The organism is Colwellia sp. E2M01 (genome assembly GCF_018860585.1).
GTDB lineage: Bacteria > Pseudomonadota > Gammaproteobacteria > Enterobacterales > Alteromonadaceae > Colwellia.
The window spans coordinates 5,187-22,810 of the sequence record NZ_JAHKPR010000061.1; the positions used below are offsets into that span (position 1 = coordinate 5,187).

Sequence of the window (17,624 nt, forward strand, 5' to 3'; positions counted from 1 at the left end):
CGCACAGCTAGACCAGAAAATTATCGGAATTGGTTTTATTTATCTTTTTTTATTTTTTGAGTTGACACTAAGCAATAAATTCTTTAGAAATAGAAATATATAATAGAATGTATGTTATTTACTGATTACATAATTTAACTAATACAAGCTAACTAATACCAAACTAACTAATACATTGTTTAATTAATGAACGTAAAAATAAACGTAAAAAATTTTAAAATGATACTAAATAAAGTTACTCTCTACATTGTCCGTCTAGTCGTCGTGGTATATACATCACAGCGGGGATAATTTGTGCGTAACAAACAATGTAAGTGCTTATTCTATTAAACCCTCGCTCTTTTTAAGACCGAGGGTTTTTTATTACTTATTTTGCCAAATCATTAACTTATCAATGTGAACTAACAAGGTTAACCCAATAAAAATAGTTACTTAATTAATAAGTATCGAATTAAATAATAATTGAATTAAAAAATATATAATTGTACATAAAGATGGAAATAAATAAGGTGACACTATGACAACAGAGCTTCTTACTGGTGCAGAAATGGTAGTTAAATCATTATCAGCATTAAAGGTTAAATATATCTTTGGCTACCCGGGTGGCTCAGTACTAGATATATACGATGCTATTTTTCAACAAGATGAAATTGAACATATTTTAGTACGCCATGAGCAAGCCGCTACGCACATGGCTGACGGTTACGCAAGAGCCACAGGTAAAGTAGGTGTTGTACTAGCAACCTCAGGGCCTGGTGCCACTAATTGTGTTACCGGTATAGCTACCGCTTATATGGACTCTATTCCAATGGTAGTACTTGCAGGACAAGTTGCTAGTTCACTTATCGGTAATGATGCCTTCCAAGAAACTGATATTGTTGGTTGTACCCGCCCTATTATCAAACATAGTTTTAGCTGTCGCAGTTTAGCTGATATTCCTGATGCACTCTCTAAAGCTTTTTATTTAGCAAGTACCGGTAGACCAGGACCTGTTGTTGTCGAATTACCTAAAGATATTTTAATTCCCCAAAACAAAGGCCCTTTTAATATTAATACTGATATTACTATGCGCTCTTACAATCCTAATATTAAAGGTCACCCAAAACAAATTACCAAAGCAGCACAAGCTATTGCTAGCGCCAAAAAACTCGTCATCTACTCAGGCGGCGGTATTGTCTTGTCTGATGCTTCAGCATTACTCACTACATTAGCAGAAACCCTTAAAGCTCCCGTTACTAATACCCTAATGGGCTTAGGGGGAATTTCAGGAACACACAAACAATTTGTTGGCATGTTGGGCATGCATGGTAGTTTAGAAGCCAATAAAAGTATGGCAAACGCCGATGTTATTCTCGCACTTGGGGTTAGGTTTGATGACAGAGTAACCAATAATGTTGAAAAGTTTTGTCCTAATGCCACTATTATTCATGTAGATATTGATCCTTCTTCAATTTCAAAAACAATTAATGCTCATATCCCTGTGGTTGGTTTAGTTAAAATTGTAATGCAACAATTACTTGATGAACTAAAAGTAATTAACTTTGTTGCTGATGAGGAAGCGTTAACCCAATGGTGGCAGAAAATTAATGAATGGCGTGCTGTAAAAAGTATGAGCTATGAGCAAGATGATAACGAAAAAATAAAGCCACAACGCGTAGTTGAATCACTTTATAAAATAACACAAGGTGACGCTTATCTTTGCTCTGATGTTGGTCAACATCAAATGTTTGCAGCACAGCACTATCCATTTGCGAAACCACGCCAATGGATAAACTCTGGTGGTGCGGGCACTATGGGCTTTGGCTTGCCTGCAGCAATGGGCGTTAAATTGGCATTTCCTGATAAGCACGTTATTTGTATTACCGGTGATGGCTCTATCCAAATGAATATTCAAGAGTTATCAACGTGTTTACAATACAAATTGCCTGTTGTTATCGTTACTCTAAATAACCGTTCACTTGGTATGGTTCGTCAATGGCAAGATATGGTTTATGGCGGCCGCCATTCTTCTTCTTATATGGAGTCGTTACCTGACTTTATTAAAGTAGCTGAAGCTTACGGTCATATAGGAATTAAAATAGATCATTTATCTGAGCTTGATGACAAATTGGCTCAAGCCTTTGCCATTAAAGACAGGTTAGTGTTTGTTGATATTATGGTCGATGAAAAAGAACATGTTTACCCAATGCAAATTCGTACTGGTGCAATTGATGAAATGTGGTTAAAGAAAGGAGTTAAAGCATAATGCGCAGAATATTATCAATTTTAATGGAAAACGAACCTGGTTCATTATCACGTATTGTTGGCCTTTTTTCACAGCGAGCTTTTAATATAGAAAGCTTAACCGTCGCCCCAACCAATGATAATAGTTTATCAAGAATGACTATCACCACCAGTGGTGACGATAAAGTACTTGAGCAAATAGTGAAACAAGTAAATAAGTTGATTGATGTTATTAAAATCATTGATATTACCGACAGACAACATATTGAACGTGAATTACTTCTTGTTAAAGTTAATGCCATGAATGATACAACTCGCACTGAAGTAAAACGTTTAACTGATATATTTCGTGGCAATATAGTTGATATTGGTAAACAAGTTTACACTGTGCAACTTACTGGTAACGCAGACAAACTAAATGCTTTTATTGATGCTCTACAACACGAAACAGAAATTATAGAATCTGCTCGTTCAGGTTGTGTTGGCTTGGCGCGTGGTGATAAAGCACTACGAATATAATAATCCACAACTATATATTTAAAGCACCGGGTTAACATATCGGTTTAACAAGTTTTTTAACAAGAGTATGGTAGTTTTTTACCTTACTCCTGTTAATTACCATTACATAGCTTGAATAAACTTATCTGGCGTACTTAAATTTAAGCAAGTGCAAGTGGCCTAAATAGGTAAGCTAAACACTAAATAGGTAAGCTAAACAATAATCGCACCGCATTAAAATTTTCACTAAAACGATAACTTAAACCAATCCTATCGATTCCTGCCCATGAATAACCTATCGTTTTAGCAAACTTAAGGGTAATACCAAATTCAATACTGTTAGACAGACTGACATTAGCTTCCTCATCAAGCTTTCTTTCTCGCAACGATATAAAATCGACTTCGCTAAAATACCAAAATGCAGTGGCAAAAAGCCTTGGTTGAAATGAATAATCTAATATTTTATAGCGTTGCGGTAGCCCAACATCAACACCCGTTTGCAAGGCAGCATACGTGTCTTTTACTTGGTAACCATTGCCACTATAATGCGCATAATAAAGGCGAGTGGCCCAAACCGAATCATACTTTTTATAATCAAAGCTATACAAAGCTGAAACCCCAGCTGAATGTATTTTAACACCTCGATTAGTGGTTAAGTTTCTTCCATAACCAGCATCAATATAAGTTTCTATTGTCCAATCAAGGTTATACTGATAATGAATAGCAACACCCGGCGTAAAAGTTGCTGTGCCAACTTCATCGGGTAAGTCCAGGTTGGTTATATCGCTAAATTGAAAGTCAAAAAAGCCAAGCGATAACGGTAAACGCAAGCCATAGCTTGTTTTTCCTATACTGCCAAGTTCATAAGAAAAAGGCATACTAATTAAACTAGCGTCTTGATCCGTTGTTTTATAGATACCATTGCCCAAATAATTAGCATAGGCAAAATGTACCGCTTCTAGCTCTTCAGCTTTCGATGCAAAGCTATTTGTATAACTAATTAAAATTAAGATGAAAAAGCGTATTTTCATAATTTAAAATGTTCAAGTTAAAATAATGAAGTTAGAATAATGCCGTTAAAATAAAAAACGCCAGAGGTTGTAGCCACTGACGTCTTAATAGTTAACTTCACTCTGCGCTAGCCAACTTGTTTAACAGCGTTAATAGTATATGTTACTGGCTTATTTTAGCCCAAGTATCACGTAAACCAACAGTACGGTTAAACACTAATGCGCCAGTTTCTTTAATGTCATTATCTAAACAAAAGTAACCTTGACGTTCAAACTGATAAGCTTGCTCAGCTTTCGCTTCAGTGAGTGAAGGCTCAACTTTAGCCCCGGTAATGGTAATTAATGACTCTTGATTAATAACACTGTGAAAATCATCTTCTGCAGCAGGGTTAGGTACAGTAAATAATCTATCGTACAAACGCACTGTGGCATCAATTGATTTATTTGCATCAACCCAATGAATAACACCTTTAGGTTTTGTTCCATCGCTAGGGTTTTTACCTAAGGTATCTTCTAAGTAATTACAGTAAACAGTAGTCACATTGCCTTGTTCGTCTTTATCACAACGTGTTGCTGTAACCACATAAGCACCGCGTAAGCGTACAGCTTTATCAAGTACTAAGCGTTTATACTTTTTGTTAGCTTCTTCTTTAAAATCTTCAGCTTCTATATAAAGCTCTTTTGAAAAAGGAACAATACGCGTACCTTGTTCATCATCACTTGGATGGTTTTTAACAACAAGCTCTTCCGTTTGACCTTCTGGGTAATTCTCAATCACTAACTTTATTGGCTCTAAAACAGCCATCGCACGTGGGGCATTGTCATTTAAATCTTCACGAATACACGCTTCTAACACGCTAATTTCGATAGTGTTTTCCATTTTAGTTACGCCGATTCGCTTAGCAAACTCACGTAACGAACTTGGTGTATAACCTCTACGGCGAAATGCAGCAATGGTTGGCATACGTGGATCGTCCCAACCATCAACTAGTTTTTCTTCCACCAAAGTATGTAATTTACGCTTACTCATTAACGTATATTCAAGATTTAAGCGAGAAAATTCATATTGATGCGGCGTACTTGGTACAGATACGTTTTCAATAACCCAGTCGTATAAACGGCGGTTATCTTGAAACTCCAATGTACAAATAGAATGGGTAATACCTTCTAAAGCATCCGATAGACAGTGAGTAAAATCATACATCGGATAAATACACCATTTATCACCGGTTTGATGGTGATTGGCAAAACGTACACGATAGATAATAGGGTCGCGCATACACATAAAGCTTGAGCTCATGTCTATTTTTGCGCGTAATGAACAAATACCCTCTTCAAATTCACCATTTTTCATCTTAGTAAATAAAGCTAAGTTTTCTTCTACTGATGTATCTCGGTATGGGCTATTTTTACCTGGCTTATTTAATGTACCACGATATTCTCGTGTTTCATCACCATTTAAAAAACATACGTACGCTAAACCTTTTTCAATTAACTCAACAGCAAAGCCATGTAATTGATCAAAATAGTTTGAAGAATATCTAATATCTCCTGCCCATTCAAAACCTAACCATTGCACGTCTTTTTTTATTGCATTAACGTAATCAATATCTTCTTTTTCGGGGTTGGTATCGTCAAATCGTAAGTTACATAAACCACTATAATCTTGAGCAATACCAAAGTTTAAACAAATAGATTTCGCATGGCCAATATGTAAAAAACCATTAGGCTCAGGTGGAAAACGCGTCTGTACATTTGTATGTTTACCACTTTGTAAGTCGGCATCAATAATATTACGAATAAAGTTTGTTGGGCGGTTTTCGGTATCCGACATGTAGGTAAACCTCAAGATGATCTAAATAACTAATTTATAAAGTGCATTTACGCACAAAGATTTTTGCATTATAGCAAGTGTTTACGAGGGAGAATAGCGATAGATAAGAGTATATTGCGTAATAATAGTTGTTCACTAAATTCTACTGGTTTGTACAAGCAAACGGGTATCTTAATTTGCAGTGGTCAATTGAATACTATTGAAGTGGCATAATTACTATACCACTTCACTCTTCTTTATTTAGTTAGAAAAACTAAATAATACATTAGCACTGTTATATTGCGGCGAGAAATTAAACTCGAAGAAGGTTAAAAATGAATTGCTCAGGTAATGGGATTGATTATCTTTTCTTACCTAATAATTTTATTAACATCAGTGATATAAACATAGGCACTCCAATTAATACTAATTCTTTTACAAAAGGTAAAACATACATAAGAAATGAAGGGATATCTTTTTTACCTTCATTGTCACTACCATGAGAATAGCCATTAAGGTTTATCTGGGCAGCCCAGTCAGTCATCTCTAACAAAATTAATAAAGCACTAACTAATACACTGACGATGAGTAATATACTTGAACGAAATTTCCAGTCTTTTTTTAAGTACTTCATGATGTTACTCCTTTACCAAACATTCGTTTAGACACATTAATAATCCAGTGCCAATGCAGGGCTAAATGTACACCTAACATTGGCATAATCAGTGTTGAAAAATCATGATGCACCTTTGACCAAAAATCTTGGATGTCTACCGTAATGCTCAAACTTGGTAATAACGCCACAGAAACAAGAAACCCGCTGACGGTTGCAAGTAACATGATCACATAAAGTAGATAATTCCATACTGTATTAAATTTTTCTCGTAATGATATGGATGAAAACAAGCGTTTAGCACTTTGTTTAATCCAGTCCCAGTGTAATAGTAAATGAATAACAAAAGGCACTATAAAAAATAAGCTTAACCACTCATGCCCTGGAACGCCGGTAGCTTGTGGAGCAGAAACGAGTAAGAAAATGACAAATAGAAGTACATCCATCACGTAACGAGTTTTTTGTAAATTATTTTTCCAATCACGCATTTAAAATATCCTAATAACTATATAGCGCTTCAAATAAAGAGTTACGTATCTGATTATATGAATTTAATCTATAACTCTAATATGTGACTAAGGGCTTTAAACTATCATTAATCGCTCTTATTAAATCAAACTATTTCATTAATCTAGTTGATTAAGTCAATTATATTAATTATGGTTGATTTAATCAACTAGGTTTAAAAATGATTTCAACTCCGGAGAGCATATGGAATTAGGTGAAGCGCTTTTTAGCTTATTATTCAAAGTTCGTAATAAAATTAACCAGGAAGTAAAACGATTAGATTTTGGCTTGCCTCTTATGCATTTGAAAACACTCAAAGTTATTTCAATGATTGAAGAATGTACGGGAAAAAAATTGGCGGCGGCTATGGGCAGAGATAAAGCGCAAATTAATCGAGCCATTAAAGAGCTGGTTATCCAGCAGCTTATTATTAAAACTCAAAATGAACATGATGGGCGAAGCCATATTTTATCCTTATCTGAACATGGAAGTCACATCATCGAAAAATTTAATAACGTTGAACAACAAGTTTTTAAAGCCATGGCTGAGAATATCGCTAAAGATGATGTTCAAGCGTTTATTCAACTCGCCAACGTATTTAAAAATAATTTACGTTAATGCGTAAAAAACTAACTTATACCAGTTTCATTATTTAAGTGTTCTATTTTAGACGGAAATACAATCATTAAATACAAGGCATTTATTTACATAACAAGTGGTTTTAGCCCGTATAAATGATCACTTAGTTTGTGAGATTGGTATTAGCTAACTAAATTAATATAACGGTAAAAATATAAGTCATATAAATATGCTATTAATATTTAAATGACCACGCGCTTTACTAATACCAAGGAGTATCAAATGAAAATAGCAGTAACCTCAGTTAGTGGTCATTTAGGAAAAGAAATTGTTAAAACCTTAATGGCCATTACAGCAAAAGAAAACATTATAGGATTAGCCCGTACCCCACAAAAAGCCCAAGATCTTGGTATAGAGATCCGCCCTGGGGACTATAATGACCAAGCCGTATTAGAAACATCACTTCATTCTATTGACATTTTACTACTTGTTTCAGGGATGGACGCGCCAGATAAACGTATAGAACAACATCGTAAGGTTATTCAAGCGGCCAAAAACAGCGGCGTAAAAAAAATTGTTTATACCAGTATTCAAGGTGCTGAAACCAACACAGCTTTTTCTCCCATTGTGCAAAGTAATCGTCAAACCGAACAAGACATTATTAATAGCGGTTTAGACTGGGTTATTGGTCGTAATGGTATTTATATTGAACCCGATATTGAGTATATCGATACTTATAAAAAATTAGGTGCTGTATATAACTGTGCTGGTGATAGTAAATGCGGCTATACCACACGCCCTGAATTAGCTTTTGCTTATGCAAAAATGCTAATGGAAGATAAGCACAATGGAAAAGTCTATAACTTGCATGGGCAAGCACTAACACAATACCAACTTGTTGAATACTTAAATCAAGCCTTTACAACAAACTTACGGTATTCTCCAATGACAGTAGAAGCTTACCGAGAAGATAGAATGGCAGAATTAGGTGAGTTTCTCGGTAATATTATTGCAGGTATCTACCAAGGAATTTTAGAAGGTGAATGCGATAACGTTAGTCAATATCAGCAAGCAGCAGGAAGACCCCATCAAAGTTGGGACAGTTATTTCAATGGAATAATGTAGGAATGAGTAGTAGCAAGTTGATAACCAAATACCTTGAAACACGCAATTATACCGAAGAATTGTGTAAGCCTCTCGCTATTGAAGATTACATACCACAAGCAGCTGAATTTGTGAGTCCGGTAAAATGGCACATTGCTCATGTAAGTTGGTTTTTTGAAGAACTTATTCTTAAAAAACACCTTGTTGGTTACCAAGAATTTAATCCGCAATTTTGTTTTTTATTTAACAGCTATTATCAAAGTGTTGGCGAACGTGCGGTTCGTTTTCAACGCGGTTTATATACTCGCCCAACAGTTGAACAAGTGTATTTATATCGCCAACATGTTGATCAACACATGCAAAAACTACTAGCACACACCATTAGCTCTGAAGTAAAGGCTTTAACAGTGTTAGGCATTAACCATGAACAACAACATCAAGAGTTACTACTGACTGACTTAAAATATACTTTTGGCTTAAGCCTTCTTTATCCACAATACGATACTAACTTTATGTTAGAGGCAGATCATAACATCACACATGGCTGGCTTAAGTGTGATGCTAAACTTTATGACATAGGCCACCAAGGCGATGAATTTTGTTATGACAATGAATTAGCTCCACACCAAGTTTACCTTGAGGAGTTTGAGATCAGCCAAACGTTAGTTACAAATGGTGAATATATCGACTTTATCGAACAAGGTGGCTATCAAAAGGTACAACTTTGGTTAGATGATGGCTGGAGTTGGGTATGCAATGAGAAAGTGAGTCAACCTTTACATTGGCATAACATTGATGGTCAGTGGCATTATTTCACCCTTGCAGGGCTTAAACCTATAGATAAAGATGCCCTGCTTTGTCATGTTTCGTTTTATGAAGCGAATGCCTATGCAACCTGGCAAGGCTTACGTTTACCGACTGAATTTGAGTGGGAAGCAGCTAGTCATCAACTGGCTTGGGGAAAACGTTGGGAGTGGACATCTTCAGCTTATCAGCCGTATCCGCGCTATCAAATTAATGAAGGTGCTGTTGGTGAATACAATGGCAAGTTTATGGTAAACACTATGGTATTACGAGGGGCGTCCGTTGCTACATCACAAGGACATGCGCGGCATACTTACCGCAACTTTTTTACTCCAGAAACTCAGTGGCAATTCTCAGGGATACGCCTAGTAAGAGACCAAATAAACTCAGGAAAAGCTCATGATTGAACAATTCTCTAATGACGTAGATGCAGGTCTTAGCCATGCACAAAAGCAATTACCATCTAAATACTTTTACGACAAAACTGGCGATGCTTTATTTGTAAAAATTATGGCGTTACCTGAATACTACTTAACGCGTGCTGAAATGGAAATATTCACCATGCAAACATCAGCAATGATTAGTGCATTATCGCTAAATAAAAATAAATACTTCGAGCTTATAGAGCTTGGTGCGGGCGATGGCAGTAAAACTAAAAAATTACTCAAAAGGCTTTCAGAGCAAGGTTATCAGTATGACTACTTACCTATTGATATTTCTGAAAATGCACTAGAGCAGCTGGAACAATCACTGACCAATGAATTACCTGAAGTCTCAGTAAAAACTCAACAAGGTGATTATTTTGATATTTTAGAAAACTTAAAAGTGAGTCATCACCCCAAAGTGGTACTTTTTTTAGGCTCTAATATTGGCAATATGCTTGATGATGAAGCGAGCCTTTTTCTTAATAACTTAGCTGAAACACTTAACGTTGGCGATAAGCTTTTATTGGGGGTTGATCTCATTAAGTCAGAAGAAGAAATACTGCCCGCCTATAATGACAGTAACGGTATTACTCGCGAATTTAACTTAAACCTATTAACACGTATTAACCGAGAGTTAGGTGGCGATTTTGATATAACTAAATTTGATCACTACCCGCATTACAAACAGCAGGAAGGTATTGCTAAAAGTTACTTAAAAAGTTTATTGGATCAACAAGTGACTATTAACTACATTGGTAAAAGCTATAAATTTAAAGCGGGAGAACTAATTCATACCGAAATATCACGAAAATATGATGATCACCTACTGCAACACATTATTAAAGGCTCTGGTTTTAGTGTGCAAAATAAGTTGGTAGATCAACAAACATTATTTGCCGACTACATTTTAAGCTTGTAACTATGACTGATACTTTACCTTTAAACAACGAGCCTTCAAAAAAAACACCGGTAAAAAACATAGCACTGTTTTCCTTAGGTAGTCGAACCTTTAATTATTATCAGCAACAACTCGAGCAACTCATTCAAACTTGCAAGTCTGAACTTAGTCAGAATGCTTGTACATTATCAGTCAGCTTAATCCCTTGCGATTTTGACAGTATTAATGCCTTATTGCCTGATCAATTTGAACAACTAAAGCCACGCTTATCGGCAGAATTAGCAAAGATAGCTGTTCACGATAGCAAGGTAATGGTTTTCCCTAATATTACGTTACACGAAACCATCGACTTATTAGCTAAAAATACCAATAATCTTGATAAAATAGTTCATCCAGTAACAGAAACATTACGCTTTCTTCAAAAACAAAAGATTAACAAGATTATCGTATTTTCTTCACTCTATGGTATGAATGCAGATTACTTGCATAAACACTTTATTAAAGGAAATATCAAAGTAAGCTCGCCATCAGAAACAGATCAACAGTTTATCGATTACCTTCGCCAGCAAGTCTATGCTTCAACAGAAACACAGGAAGAAGTTGAGCAATTTAATGCCTTGATACAAGAGTATCAACAAAACGCAATAGTTCTTCTTGCCTGCACCGAACTATCAATAGCGAATAACATACACTCGAGTAGAGTTATTGATATGGCCGAGGTACAAATGTTAAGTGCAATACAAGAATGTTCAATAAGCTAATAAAAATAGTGTGAACATATAAAGATACTTTTATAAATTTTATAGATATATTTTGGTTTGAGTAGTGGCTTGAAGTTTTTCTAAAATGGTACCCGGAGCCGGACTTGAACCGGCACGCTTTTCGGCGAGGGATTTTAAATCCCTTGTGTCTACCAATTCCACCACCCGGGCATTGTATCTTTTTAAAGATAAGGGGAGTATTTTTATAGTAGGTTGGTACCTACTCTTATAGGTTTATTTAAGATAAGTATTAAACTAATTCAAGGCAACTTGCCATAAACTTATAAAATTTGGAGCGGCTAACGAGACTCGAACTCGTGACATTCACGTTGGCAACGTGATGCTCTACCAGCTGAGCTACAGCCGCTTCATAGAGCTAACTTTTACATTTTGGAGCGGCTAACGAGACTACTCTCATCAACATAAGTCGTGGCATTCACTTCGCTTTTGGCAACGTTATGCTCTACCAGCTGATACCAGCCGCTTCATAGAGTTTACATTTATCTTCTTAGAATGGTACCCGGAGCCGGACTTGAACCGGCACGCTTTTCGGCGAGGGATTTTAAATCCCTTGTGTCTACCAATTCCACCACCCGGGCATTGTTATCTATAAGATAAAGGGAGTTTTTTATAGTAGGTATTGGTAACCTACTTATTCTTTTAGTGAAATTTGGAGCGGCTAACGAGACTCGAACTCGTGACATTCACGTTGGCAACGTGATGCTCTACCAGCTGAGCTACAGCCGCTTCGTAGATATTCTTCTTCACTTACTACTAAATAAAATCTTTTTCAATATTACAATTAAAAATGGAGCGGCTAACGAGACTCGAACTCGTGACATTCACGTTGGCAACGTGATGCTCTACCAGCTGAGCTACAGCCGCTTCGTAGATATTATCTTTTTACATTCTACTAAATAAATCTATTTAACTTTGCCAAGTTAAAATTGGAGCGGTTAACGAGACTACTCTCATCAACATAAATCGCGGCATTCACTTTGCTTTTGGCAACGTGATGCTCTACCAGCTGAACTACAGCCGCTTCGTAGATATTATCTTTTTAAATAAACCAATTTAACTTTGCCAAAGTAAATTAAAGACTTAATTAAGTACTTTTCAGGTTTATCTTTTACTTCCCAATATCGCTGATGAAATGGTACCCGGAGCCGGACTTGAACCGGCACGCTTTTCGGCGAGGGATTTTAAATCCCTTGTGTCTACCAATTCCACCACCCGGGCAAAATGGAGGCGGATACCAGAATCGAACTGGTGTTCACGGATTTGCAATCCGCTGCATAACCACTCTGCCAACCCGCCATTTTGTCTCAACGATGTTTTAATGATATCAATATCGATAACTTAGTAATTATGTTAAATTGGAGCGGCTAACGAGACTCGAACTCGTGACATTCACGTTGGCAACGTGATGCTCTACCAGCTGAGCTACAGCCGCTAAATTCTAACTTGTAAAACTAAATCTTAATAAAACAAACTAATTAAGATGATAAATCAACTTGCTTACCTTGCTTTATTTGCTGACTCCCTGTCAACGAAAACGCATTCTACATCTAAATATTTTCCAGTCAACTATTAAATTAACTTTTTATTCTAACTGCTTAAAAAGCGAGTTATTTGCTCTATTTTTAACTAAAAACCTCTTAAAACATTGGCTTTTTCACTAAAGTTAGCACTAAGAGATTATTAACCTTTTAAATCTGGCCAGGCTGCTTTGAAGTAACTCGCCCAAGTAGTTACCGTTAAAACAGTAGCAATAGCATAAAAACCATAACCAAGATAATTAATCACTTCATGCGGGAGGTAAAATAGAATCATTGGGATATCATAGTCAGGTTGCCAAATCAGCGCCATTATACCTAGCATTTGAGCACCGGTTTTATATTTACCCATATTTGAAACAGCAATGACATCACGTTTTCCAAGTGAAGACATGAATTCACGTAACGCACTAATAAAAACTTCTCGCGCTATCATAATAATTGCTGCAATTGAAACCCACCATGATTGATAATCTTGTGCAATCATCACCAAAGCAACTACAACCATTAGTTTATCGGCGACAGGATCAATAAAAGCACCAAATGCTGAAGATTGATTTAATTTTCTCGCTAAATATCCATCTAATATGTCACTGATTGACGCTATCCAAAATACGGCAAAGGCACCAAAATTGCTCCAAGAAAGTGGCAAATAGAATATTATTAGAAAAATAGGGATCAAGATGATCCGAAATAAGGTTATTTGGTTAGGTATTGTCCACATTTACTTTTCACTGCAAGTCTGTTTTCTTTAGTTTACACAAGTTGTTATAGCAGTGCTACGGCAGAATAAAACAAGTATTAACAAATCAATAGATTTTATCCTTCTACTCGATGGCTAAGGTGTCACTTTAATTGCTTTATCACTTGGGTATTGGGTTAAGAATATTTTTTATTTTTCATGTAACGCATTATAAATTTTTTCAGCTAACACTTGGCTTATACCTGGTACTTTTGATAGGGCTGCAATGTCAGCCTGCATTACTTCTTGTAGCCCGCCTAAGTATTTCAATAAGCTTTGCCTTTTTTTAGCACCTATACCTTCAATAGATTCAAGCTGAGATTTTTTACTTACTTTTTGCCTTTTAGCTCTATGCCCTGCTATTGCAAAACGATGAGACTCATCACGAATATGTTGAACAAGGTGAAGTGCTGGTGATGTTGCAGGTAATGAAATAAGTTGATGACTACCCGCTAATATCAACGTTTCTAAACCCGGTTTACGTGACTCCCCCTTGGCAACCCCTACAAGTAATGGACTTTTAGTTAACGCAAGTTGGTTAAAAAAACCTTCCGCTTCAGCCAACTGCCCTTTTCCACCGTCAATAAAAACAATATCAGGCAGTTTTTCTAAAGCGCTAAAGTCTTGCTCTGTTACAGGGTTAGCTTTTAACTTGCCATAACGCTTATTAAGCGCAAAGGCCATCGCCGCATAATCATCACCGGGAGTAATGCCAAAAACATTATAACGTCTATAATCTGTTTTTAATGGCCCTTCTTGATTAAACACTACATTAGAAGCAATCGTTTGTTGTCCCATGGTATGGCTGATATCAAAACATTCAATACGGTTTATTCCCCCCTCTAGCTCAAACACCTCATTAAGTGCCATAAAACGCGCTAACATTGATTGTTTATGGCTGTTTTTACTAATAAGGGCGCTTTGTGCATTAGTACTAGCTAGTTTTAAATATTGAGCTCGTTCACTACGCGTATTGGTAGAAATTTTAACGTCAAATTCAGCTTGTTCACTTAACAAAGTGGTTAATTCTTTAGCTTGCTCAATATGTTCTTTAATAACTATTTCTTTAGGGATATTCCCTTGCACATTACCTTGGCCGTCAGTTGATAAATAATGTTGTGCAATAAATGCTTCTAATATTTCACTATCACTGCTTTCACTGGGCACTGTTGGAAAGTAGCTCTTACTGCCCAATATTTTGTGTTGACGAATAAATAATAAGTGAATACATACTTGAGTTTTCTCACGATATAAACCTACAACATCAAGTTCAGCGACATGACCACTCACAAATTGCTGTTGTTGTACTTTACGCAAGGTTACTATTTGGTCGCGATACTTGGCCGCCAATTCAAAGTTTAATTCGCTACTGGCCAACTCCATTTTAGCCACAAGTTGCTCGATTACCGTAGTACTCTTACCTTGTAAAAATAATTTAGCTAAATTGACTTGATCTTGATAATCATCAACCGATATTTTATCAACACATGGTGCAGAGCAACGTCCTAATTGATATTGTAAACAAGGTCGTGAGCGAGCTCGATAATAGCTGTCTTCACATTGCCTAATAGGAAATATTTTTTGCATTAAACGCAGACTTTCCCATACTGCACCAACAGTTGGGAATGGTCCAAAATAGTCACCTTTTACTTTTTTACCGCCACGATGCAAACCTAGTTTAGGGTGCTTATGTGCGGTAATAAGTAAATAAGGATATGACTTATCGTCACGTAACAAAATATTGTATTTTGGCTGGTATTTTTTTATATAATTATTTTCAAGAATCAACGCCTCACCTTCTGTGTGAGTTACGGTGACTTCAATAGCAGATATTTGTTTAACTAAAGCACGAGTTTTATTTGAGCCAACATCTTTACGAAAATAACTGGCTAGTCGCTTTTTCAATTGTTTAGCTTTACCCACGTAAATAATCACTTGCTGATTATCATACATACGATAAACACCCGCTTGATTGGTTACTACACGTAAAAACGCCTCACTGTCGAACGTTGTGACTTTAGCTGACTTATGATTTTTAACCGAATCATTATTTTTATCGTGACTATTGGCAGGCATTTAGCTTTATATCTTACGATGGGAATACGTTAAATTATAATTTCTCTGTTTTCAGCATGCCGTGTCGAATCGCTAAATGAGTCAACTCAACATCGTTACTTACATCAAGCTTTTCAAACATACGATAACGGTAACTGTTAATTGTTTTAGAGCTTAAATTCAAATGCTCAGATATTGCAGGCACTTTATCGCCTCGCGTGATCATGATCATTATTTGTAACTCGCGATCAGATAATGTATTAAACGGGTTGTCATCAACAGTTTTAAATTGATTCAAAGCCATTTTTTGTGCTATTGCAGGCGGTAAGTAACGTTGGCCGCTGTGTACTGCACGTATTGCCTTAACCATTTCATCTGGACCTGCTTCTTTGGTTAAGTATCCTGCGGCGCCCATTTGCATGACTTTACTTGGGAAAGGATCTTCGGTGTGCGCTGTTAATACTATGATTTTAAGATCAGGTGCAAAACGTAATATTTTTTTACTGGCTTCAAGTCCGCCCATACCTGGCATATCCATGTCCATGAGTAAAATATCAGGCTCTGTTTTACGACAAAATTTAATAGCCTCTTCGCCAGTTTCACATTCACCAATAACAGTTAACCCCTTAACACTCGTTAAAATTTTATTAATACCGACACGAACAAGGTGATGATCATCAACCAGTAAGACATTTATCACGTTAAGGATACCTTTATTAGAAATTATATATGCAGATTATAGCGAAGACGCAGTTTATTCAATTTTATAAATATAGCAAGATTCATTATTAGTGTTAGTTGATTAACATTATAATTTATTATTTTTCAACCAGCTATTTAACAAACCTATTTGGCCATTTTTATAAGCCGCATACGTTAAACGTACAGCATTACTTAAAATCACACTGTCAGACCAGTTTGTTTGCTCGCTAATAAGTTGATAACAGTGTTTTGCTTCAGGGGACATATAACCCCGCATTTCTTGTAAGCCACGTTCTTTTTGCTTTTCGCGATAACGTTTTTGCTTTTCAGCATTGCTCATAGCCACTTTTTTAGTGGGAGGCTGATTATTTTGCTCTACATCTTTCATGAAAGTTAAATTTATTTAAGTTACATGCGTTTATAATCACGCATAACGGCGTTATAATCAAGTCATGAATAAGTTTGATATAAAATATACAACTGTACTATTTTTTTCAAATTTTTAACTGTTCAGAGTTGTTTAGTGTACAAGCGTACGCTAAAGTAGCACTCTAAAATTTATTAGCGGAATTCAGCATATTATGGCAATGCCACAACAAAACTCATACGGTAAAGAAGATTTAATTAAAGCAGGTACAGCAGAATTTTTTGGTGAAGGTAATTCAAAACTTCCTTCCGGCAATATGCTGATGATGGATCGTATTTTAACTATTACTGAAGAAGGTGGTGAGCACGGTAAAGGCTACATTGTTGCCGAATTAGATATCACTCCTGATTTATGGTTTTTTGATTGCCACTTTAAAGATGATCCTGTTATGCCAGGATGTTTAGGTTTAGATGCTATGTGGCAGCTTGTAGGTTTTTTCTTATCTTGGACAGGTGGTCCAGGTAAAGGTCGTGCTTTGGGCGTAGGTGAAGTTAAATTTACTGGCCAAATACTACCAACCAATAAAAAAGTAACCTTTAGAATCGATTTTACTCGTGTAATTAAACGCAAACTTTACATGGGCCTTGCTAACGGAAGTGTTAGTGTTGATGGTCGTGAAATATACACAGCTAAAGACCTTAAAGTAGGTTTATTTACTGATACAACTCAAATGTAATCTGTTTACATTTGATAAAAAAATCCCAGTAGTTTACTGGGATTTTTTTTACTTTAAATTTACTCAAAACTCATTCTTATACCAATTTGATTAAATTTCTTCCCAACTCAGAGCTATGCTCGATGTGCAATGACAAAGCGAATTTGTTTAGGTTTAGTCATTCTAAATCAAATAAATTTAACGACGTTAATGTACATAGAGCAAGCTCCCAAGGGCGACGTACCTTTAATA

At 36.1% G+C, this 17,624-nt stretch carries 16 protein-coding genes and 8 tRNA genes; 8 read left to right on the top strand and 16 right to left on the bottom strand.

Annotation, left to right across the window (positions count from 1 at the left end):
- Positions 1–517 precede the first annotated feature (517 nt).
- Both KO502_RS12000 and ilvN read left to right on the top strand, forming a co-directional pair.
- Complete coding sequence (locus KO502_RS12000; protein ID WP_216022811.1) at positions 518–2,245, top strand: acetolactate synthase 3 large subunit; 1,728 nt, start codon at positions 518–520, stop codon at positions 2,243–2,245.
- Entirely contained in the window at positions 2,245–2,742 is a 498-nt protein-coding gene (gene ilvN / locus KO502_RS12005; RefSeq protein ID WP_216022812.1) for an acetolactate synthase small subunit, read from the top strand. Before KO502_RS12000 ends, ilvN begins: the two co-directional genes overlap by 1 nt.
- Positions 2,743–2,921: 179 nt before the next feature.
- Here the strand turns inward: ilvN and KO502_RS12010 are convergent, their stop codons facing one another.
- The 4 genes from KO502_RS12010 to KO502_RS12025 all read right to left on the bottom strand — a co-directional run bounded on the left by KO502_RS12010 (position 2,922) and on the right by KO502_RS12025 (position 6,645).
- The gene (locus tag KO502_RS12010; RefSeq protein ID WP_216022813.1) at positions 2,922–3,752 is read right to left on the bottom strand and encodes a hypothetical protein; all 831 of its coding nucleotides are present in this window, start codon (positions 3,750–3,752) and stop codon (positions 2,922–2,924) included.
- Between the two features lie 142 nt (positions 3,753–3,894).
- Positions 3,895–5,565, bottom strand: a complete 1,671-nt coding sequence (gene glnS / locus KO502_RS12015) for a glutamine--tRNA ligase (protein WP_216022814.1) — start codon at positions 5,563–5,565, stop codon at positions 3,895–3,897.
- A 340-nt stretch (positions 5,566–5,905) separates the two neighbouring features.
- On the bottom strand, positions 5,906–6,178 hold the full coding sequence (locus KO502_RS12020; RefSeq protein ID WP_216022815.1) for a hypothetical protein: 273 nt from the start codon (positions 6,176–6,178) through the stop codon (positions 5,906–5,908).
- Positions 6,175–6,645, bottom strand: a complete 471-nt coding sequence (locus tag KO502_RS12025; RefSeq protein WP_216022816.1) for a DUF4405 domain-containing protein — start codon at positions 6,643–6,645, stop codon at positions 6,175–6,177. The genes KO502_RS12020 and KO502_RS12025 overlap by 4 nt, the downstream gene beginning before the upstream one ends.
- Positions 6,646–6,868: 223 nt before the next feature.
- Between KO502_RS12025 and KO502_RS12030 the strand changes: the two genes are divergently transcribed.
- The 5 genes from KO502_RS12030 to KO502_RS12050 all read left to right on the top strand — a co-directional run bounded on the left by KO502_RS12030 (position 6,869) and on the right by KO502_RS12050 (position 11,235).
- On the top strand, positions 6,869–7,282 hold the full coding sequence (locus KO502_RS12030) for a MarR family winged helix-turn-helix transcriptional regulator (protein WP_216022817.1): 414 nt from the start codon (positions 6,869–6,871) through the stop codon (positions 7,280–7,282).
- Between the two features lie 243 nt (positions 7,283–7,525).
- Positions 7,526–8,368 (top strand): SDR family oxidoreductase, encoded by an 843-nt coding sequence (locus KO502_RS12035; RefSeq protein WP_216022818.1) that lies wholly within the window; start codon positions 7,526–7,528, stop codon positions 8,366–8,368.
- A 2-nt stretch (positions 8,369–8,370) separates the two neighbouring features.
- Complete coding sequence (gene egtB / locus KO502_RS12040; protein ID WP_216022819.1) at positions 8,371–9,558, top strand: ergothioneine biosynthesis protein EgtB; 1,188 nt, start codon at positions 8,371–8,373, stop codon at positions 9,556–9,558.
- A complete protein-coding gene (gene egtD, locus KO502_RS12045) occupies positions 9,551–10,495 on the top strand; it encodes an L-histidine N(alpha)-methyltransferase (protein WP_216022820.1) in 945 nt (314 codons plus the stop codon). Before egtB ends, egtD begins: the two co-directional genes overlap by 8 nt.
- Positions 10,496–10,497: 2 nt before the next feature.
- A complete protein-coding gene (locus KO502_RS12050) occupies positions 10,498–11,235 on the top strand; it encodes an aspartate/glutamate racemase family protein (protein ID WP_216022821.1) in 738 nt (245 codons plus the stop codon).
- Between the two features lie 86 nt (positions 11,236–11,321).
- Here the strand turns inward: KO502_RS12050 and KO502_RS12055 are convergent.
- The 12 genes from KO502_RS12055 to KO502_RS12110 form a co-directional block, all read right to left on the bottom strand.
- Positions 11,322–11,406 (bottom strand) — tRNA-Leu (locus KO502_RS12055).
- Positions 11,407–11,526: 120 nt separating this feature from the next.
- A tRNA-Gly gene (locus tag KO502_RS12060) sits at positions 11,527–11,602 on the bottom strand.
- Positions 11,603–11,749: 147 nt separating this feature from the next.
- Positions 11,750–11,834, bottom strand: a tRNA-Leu gene (locus KO502_RS12065).
- A gap of 72 nt (positions 11,835–11,906) precedes the next feature.
- Positions 11,907–11,982, bottom strand: a tRNA-Gly gene (locus tag KO502_RS12070).
- A 62-nt stretch (positions 11,983–12,044) separates the two neighbouring features.
- Positions 12,045–12,120 (bottom strand) — tRNA-Gly (locus KO502_RS12075).
- 269 nt (positions 12,121–12,389) lie between these two features.
- A tRNA-Leu gene (locus KO502_RS12080) sits at positions 12,390–12,474 on the bottom strand.
- Between the two features lie 4 nt (positions 12,475–12,478).
- A tRNA-Cys gene (locus KO502_RS12085) sits at positions 12,479–12,552 on the bottom strand.
- A 60-nt stretch (positions 12,553–12,612) separates the two neighbouring features.
- Positions 12,613–12,688 (bottom strand) — tRNA-Gly (locus KO502_RS12090).
- Between the two features lie 248 nt (positions 12,689–12,936).
- A complete protein-coding gene (gene pgsA, locus KO502_RS12095) occupies positions 12,937–13,515 on the bottom strand; it encodes a CDP-diacylglycerol--glycerol-3-phosphate 3-phosphatidyltransferase (RefSeq protein ID WP_216022822.1) in 579 nt (192 codons plus the stop codon).
- Positions 13,516–13,683: 168 nt separating this feature from the next.
- Positions 13,684–15,609, bottom strand: coding sequence for an excinuclease ABC subunit UvrC (uvrC, locus tag KO502_RS12100; RefSeq protein WP_216022823.1), 1,926 nt, complete (start codon positions 15,607–15,609; stop codon positions 13,684–13,686).
- Positions 15,610–15,643: 34 nt separating this feature from the next.
- Positions 15,644–16,288: a UvrY/SirA/GacA family response regulator transcription factor gene (gene uvrY, locus KO502_RS12105; RefSeq protein WP_216022824.1), complete on the bottom strand. Its 645-nt coding sequence runs from the start codon at positions 16,286–16,288 to the stop codon at positions 15,644–15,646.
- A 108-nt stretch (positions 16,289–16,396) separates the two neighbouring features.
- The gene (locus tag KO502_RS12110; protein ID WP_216022825.1) at positions 16,397–16,678 is read right to left on the bottom strand and encodes a hypothetical protein; all 282 of its coding nucleotides are present in this window, start codon (positions 16,676–16,678) and stop codon (positions 16,397–16,399) included.
- A gap of 199 nt (positions 16,679–16,877) precedes the next feature.
- Here KO502_RS12110 and fabA point away from each other — a divergent pair, with 199 nt between their 5' ends.
- Positions 16,878–17,393: a bifunctional 3-hydroxydecanoyl-ACP dehydratase/trans-2-decenoyl-ACP isomerase gene (gene fabA, locus KO502_RS12115; protein WP_216022826.1), complete on the top strand. Its 516-nt coding sequence runs from the start codon at positions 16,878–16,880 to the stop codon at positions 17,391–17,393.
- The last annotated feature ends 231 nt before the right edge of the window (positions 17,394–17,624 follow it).

What these genes read in the sequence shown, in the direction of transcription:
- KO502_RS12000 (WP_216022811.1), top strand. Translation starts at nt 518, where the DNA reads ATGACAACAGAGCTTCTTACTGGTGCAGAAATGGTAGTTAAATCATTA.
- ilvN (WP_216022812.1), top strand. Translation starts at nt 2,245, where the DNA reads ATGCGCAGAATATTATCAATTTTAATGGAAAACGAACCTGGTTCATTA.
- KO502_RS12010 (WP_216022813.1), bottom strand. Translation starts at nt 3,752, where the DNA reads ATGAAAATACGCTTTTTCATCTTAATTTTAATTAGTTATACAAATAGC.
- glnS (WP_216022814.1), bottom strand. Translation starts at nt 5,565, where the DNA reads ATGTCGGATACCGAAAACCGCCCAACAAACTTTATTCGTAATATTATT.
- KO502_RS12020 (WP_216022815.1), bottom strand. Translation starts at nt 6,178, where the DNA reads ATGAAGTACTTAAAAAAAGACTGGAAATTTCGTTCAAGTATATTACTC.
- KO502_RS12025 (WP_216022816.1), bottom strand. Translation starts at nt 6,645, where the DNA reads ATGCGTGATTGGAAAAATAATTTACAAAAAACTCGTTACGTGATGGAT.
- KO502_RS12030 (WP_216022817.1), top strand. Translation starts at nt 6,869, where the DNA reads ATGGAATTAGGTGAAGCGCTTTTTAGCTTATTATTCAAAGTTCGTAAT.
- KO502_RS12035 (WP_216022818.1), top strand. Translation starts at nt 7,526, where the DNA reads ATGAAAATAGCAGTAACCTCAGTTAGTGGTCATTTAGGAAAAGAAATT.
- egtB (WP_216022819.1), top strand. Translation starts at nt 8,371, where the DNA reads ATGAGTAGTAGCAAGTTGATAACCAAATACCTTGAAACACGCAATTAT.
- egtD (WP_216022820.1), top strand. Translation starts at nt 9,551, where the DNA reads ATGATTGAACAATTCTCTAATGACGTAGATGCAGGTCTTAGCCATGCA.
- KO502_RS12050 (WP_216022821.1), top strand. Translation starts at nt 10,498, where the DNA reads ATGACTGATACTTTACCTTTAAACAACGAGCCTTCAAAAAAAACACCG.
- pgsA (WP_216022822.1), bottom strand. Translation starts at nt 13,515, where the DNA reads ATGTGGACAATACCTAACCAAATAACCTTATTTCGGATCATCTTGATC.
- uvrC (WP_216022823.1), bottom strand. Translation starts at nt 15,609, where the DNA reads ATGCCTGCCAATAGTCACGATAAAAATAATGATTCGGTTAAAAATCAT.
- KO502_RS12110 (WP_216022825.1), bottom strand. Translation starts at nt 16,678, where the DNA reads ATGAAAGATGTAGAGCAAAATAATCAGCCTCCCACTAAAAAAGTGGCT.
- fabA (WP_216022826.1), top strand. Translation starts at nt 16,878, where the DNA reads ATGCCACAACAAAACTCATACGGTAAAGAAGATTTAATTAAAGCAGGT.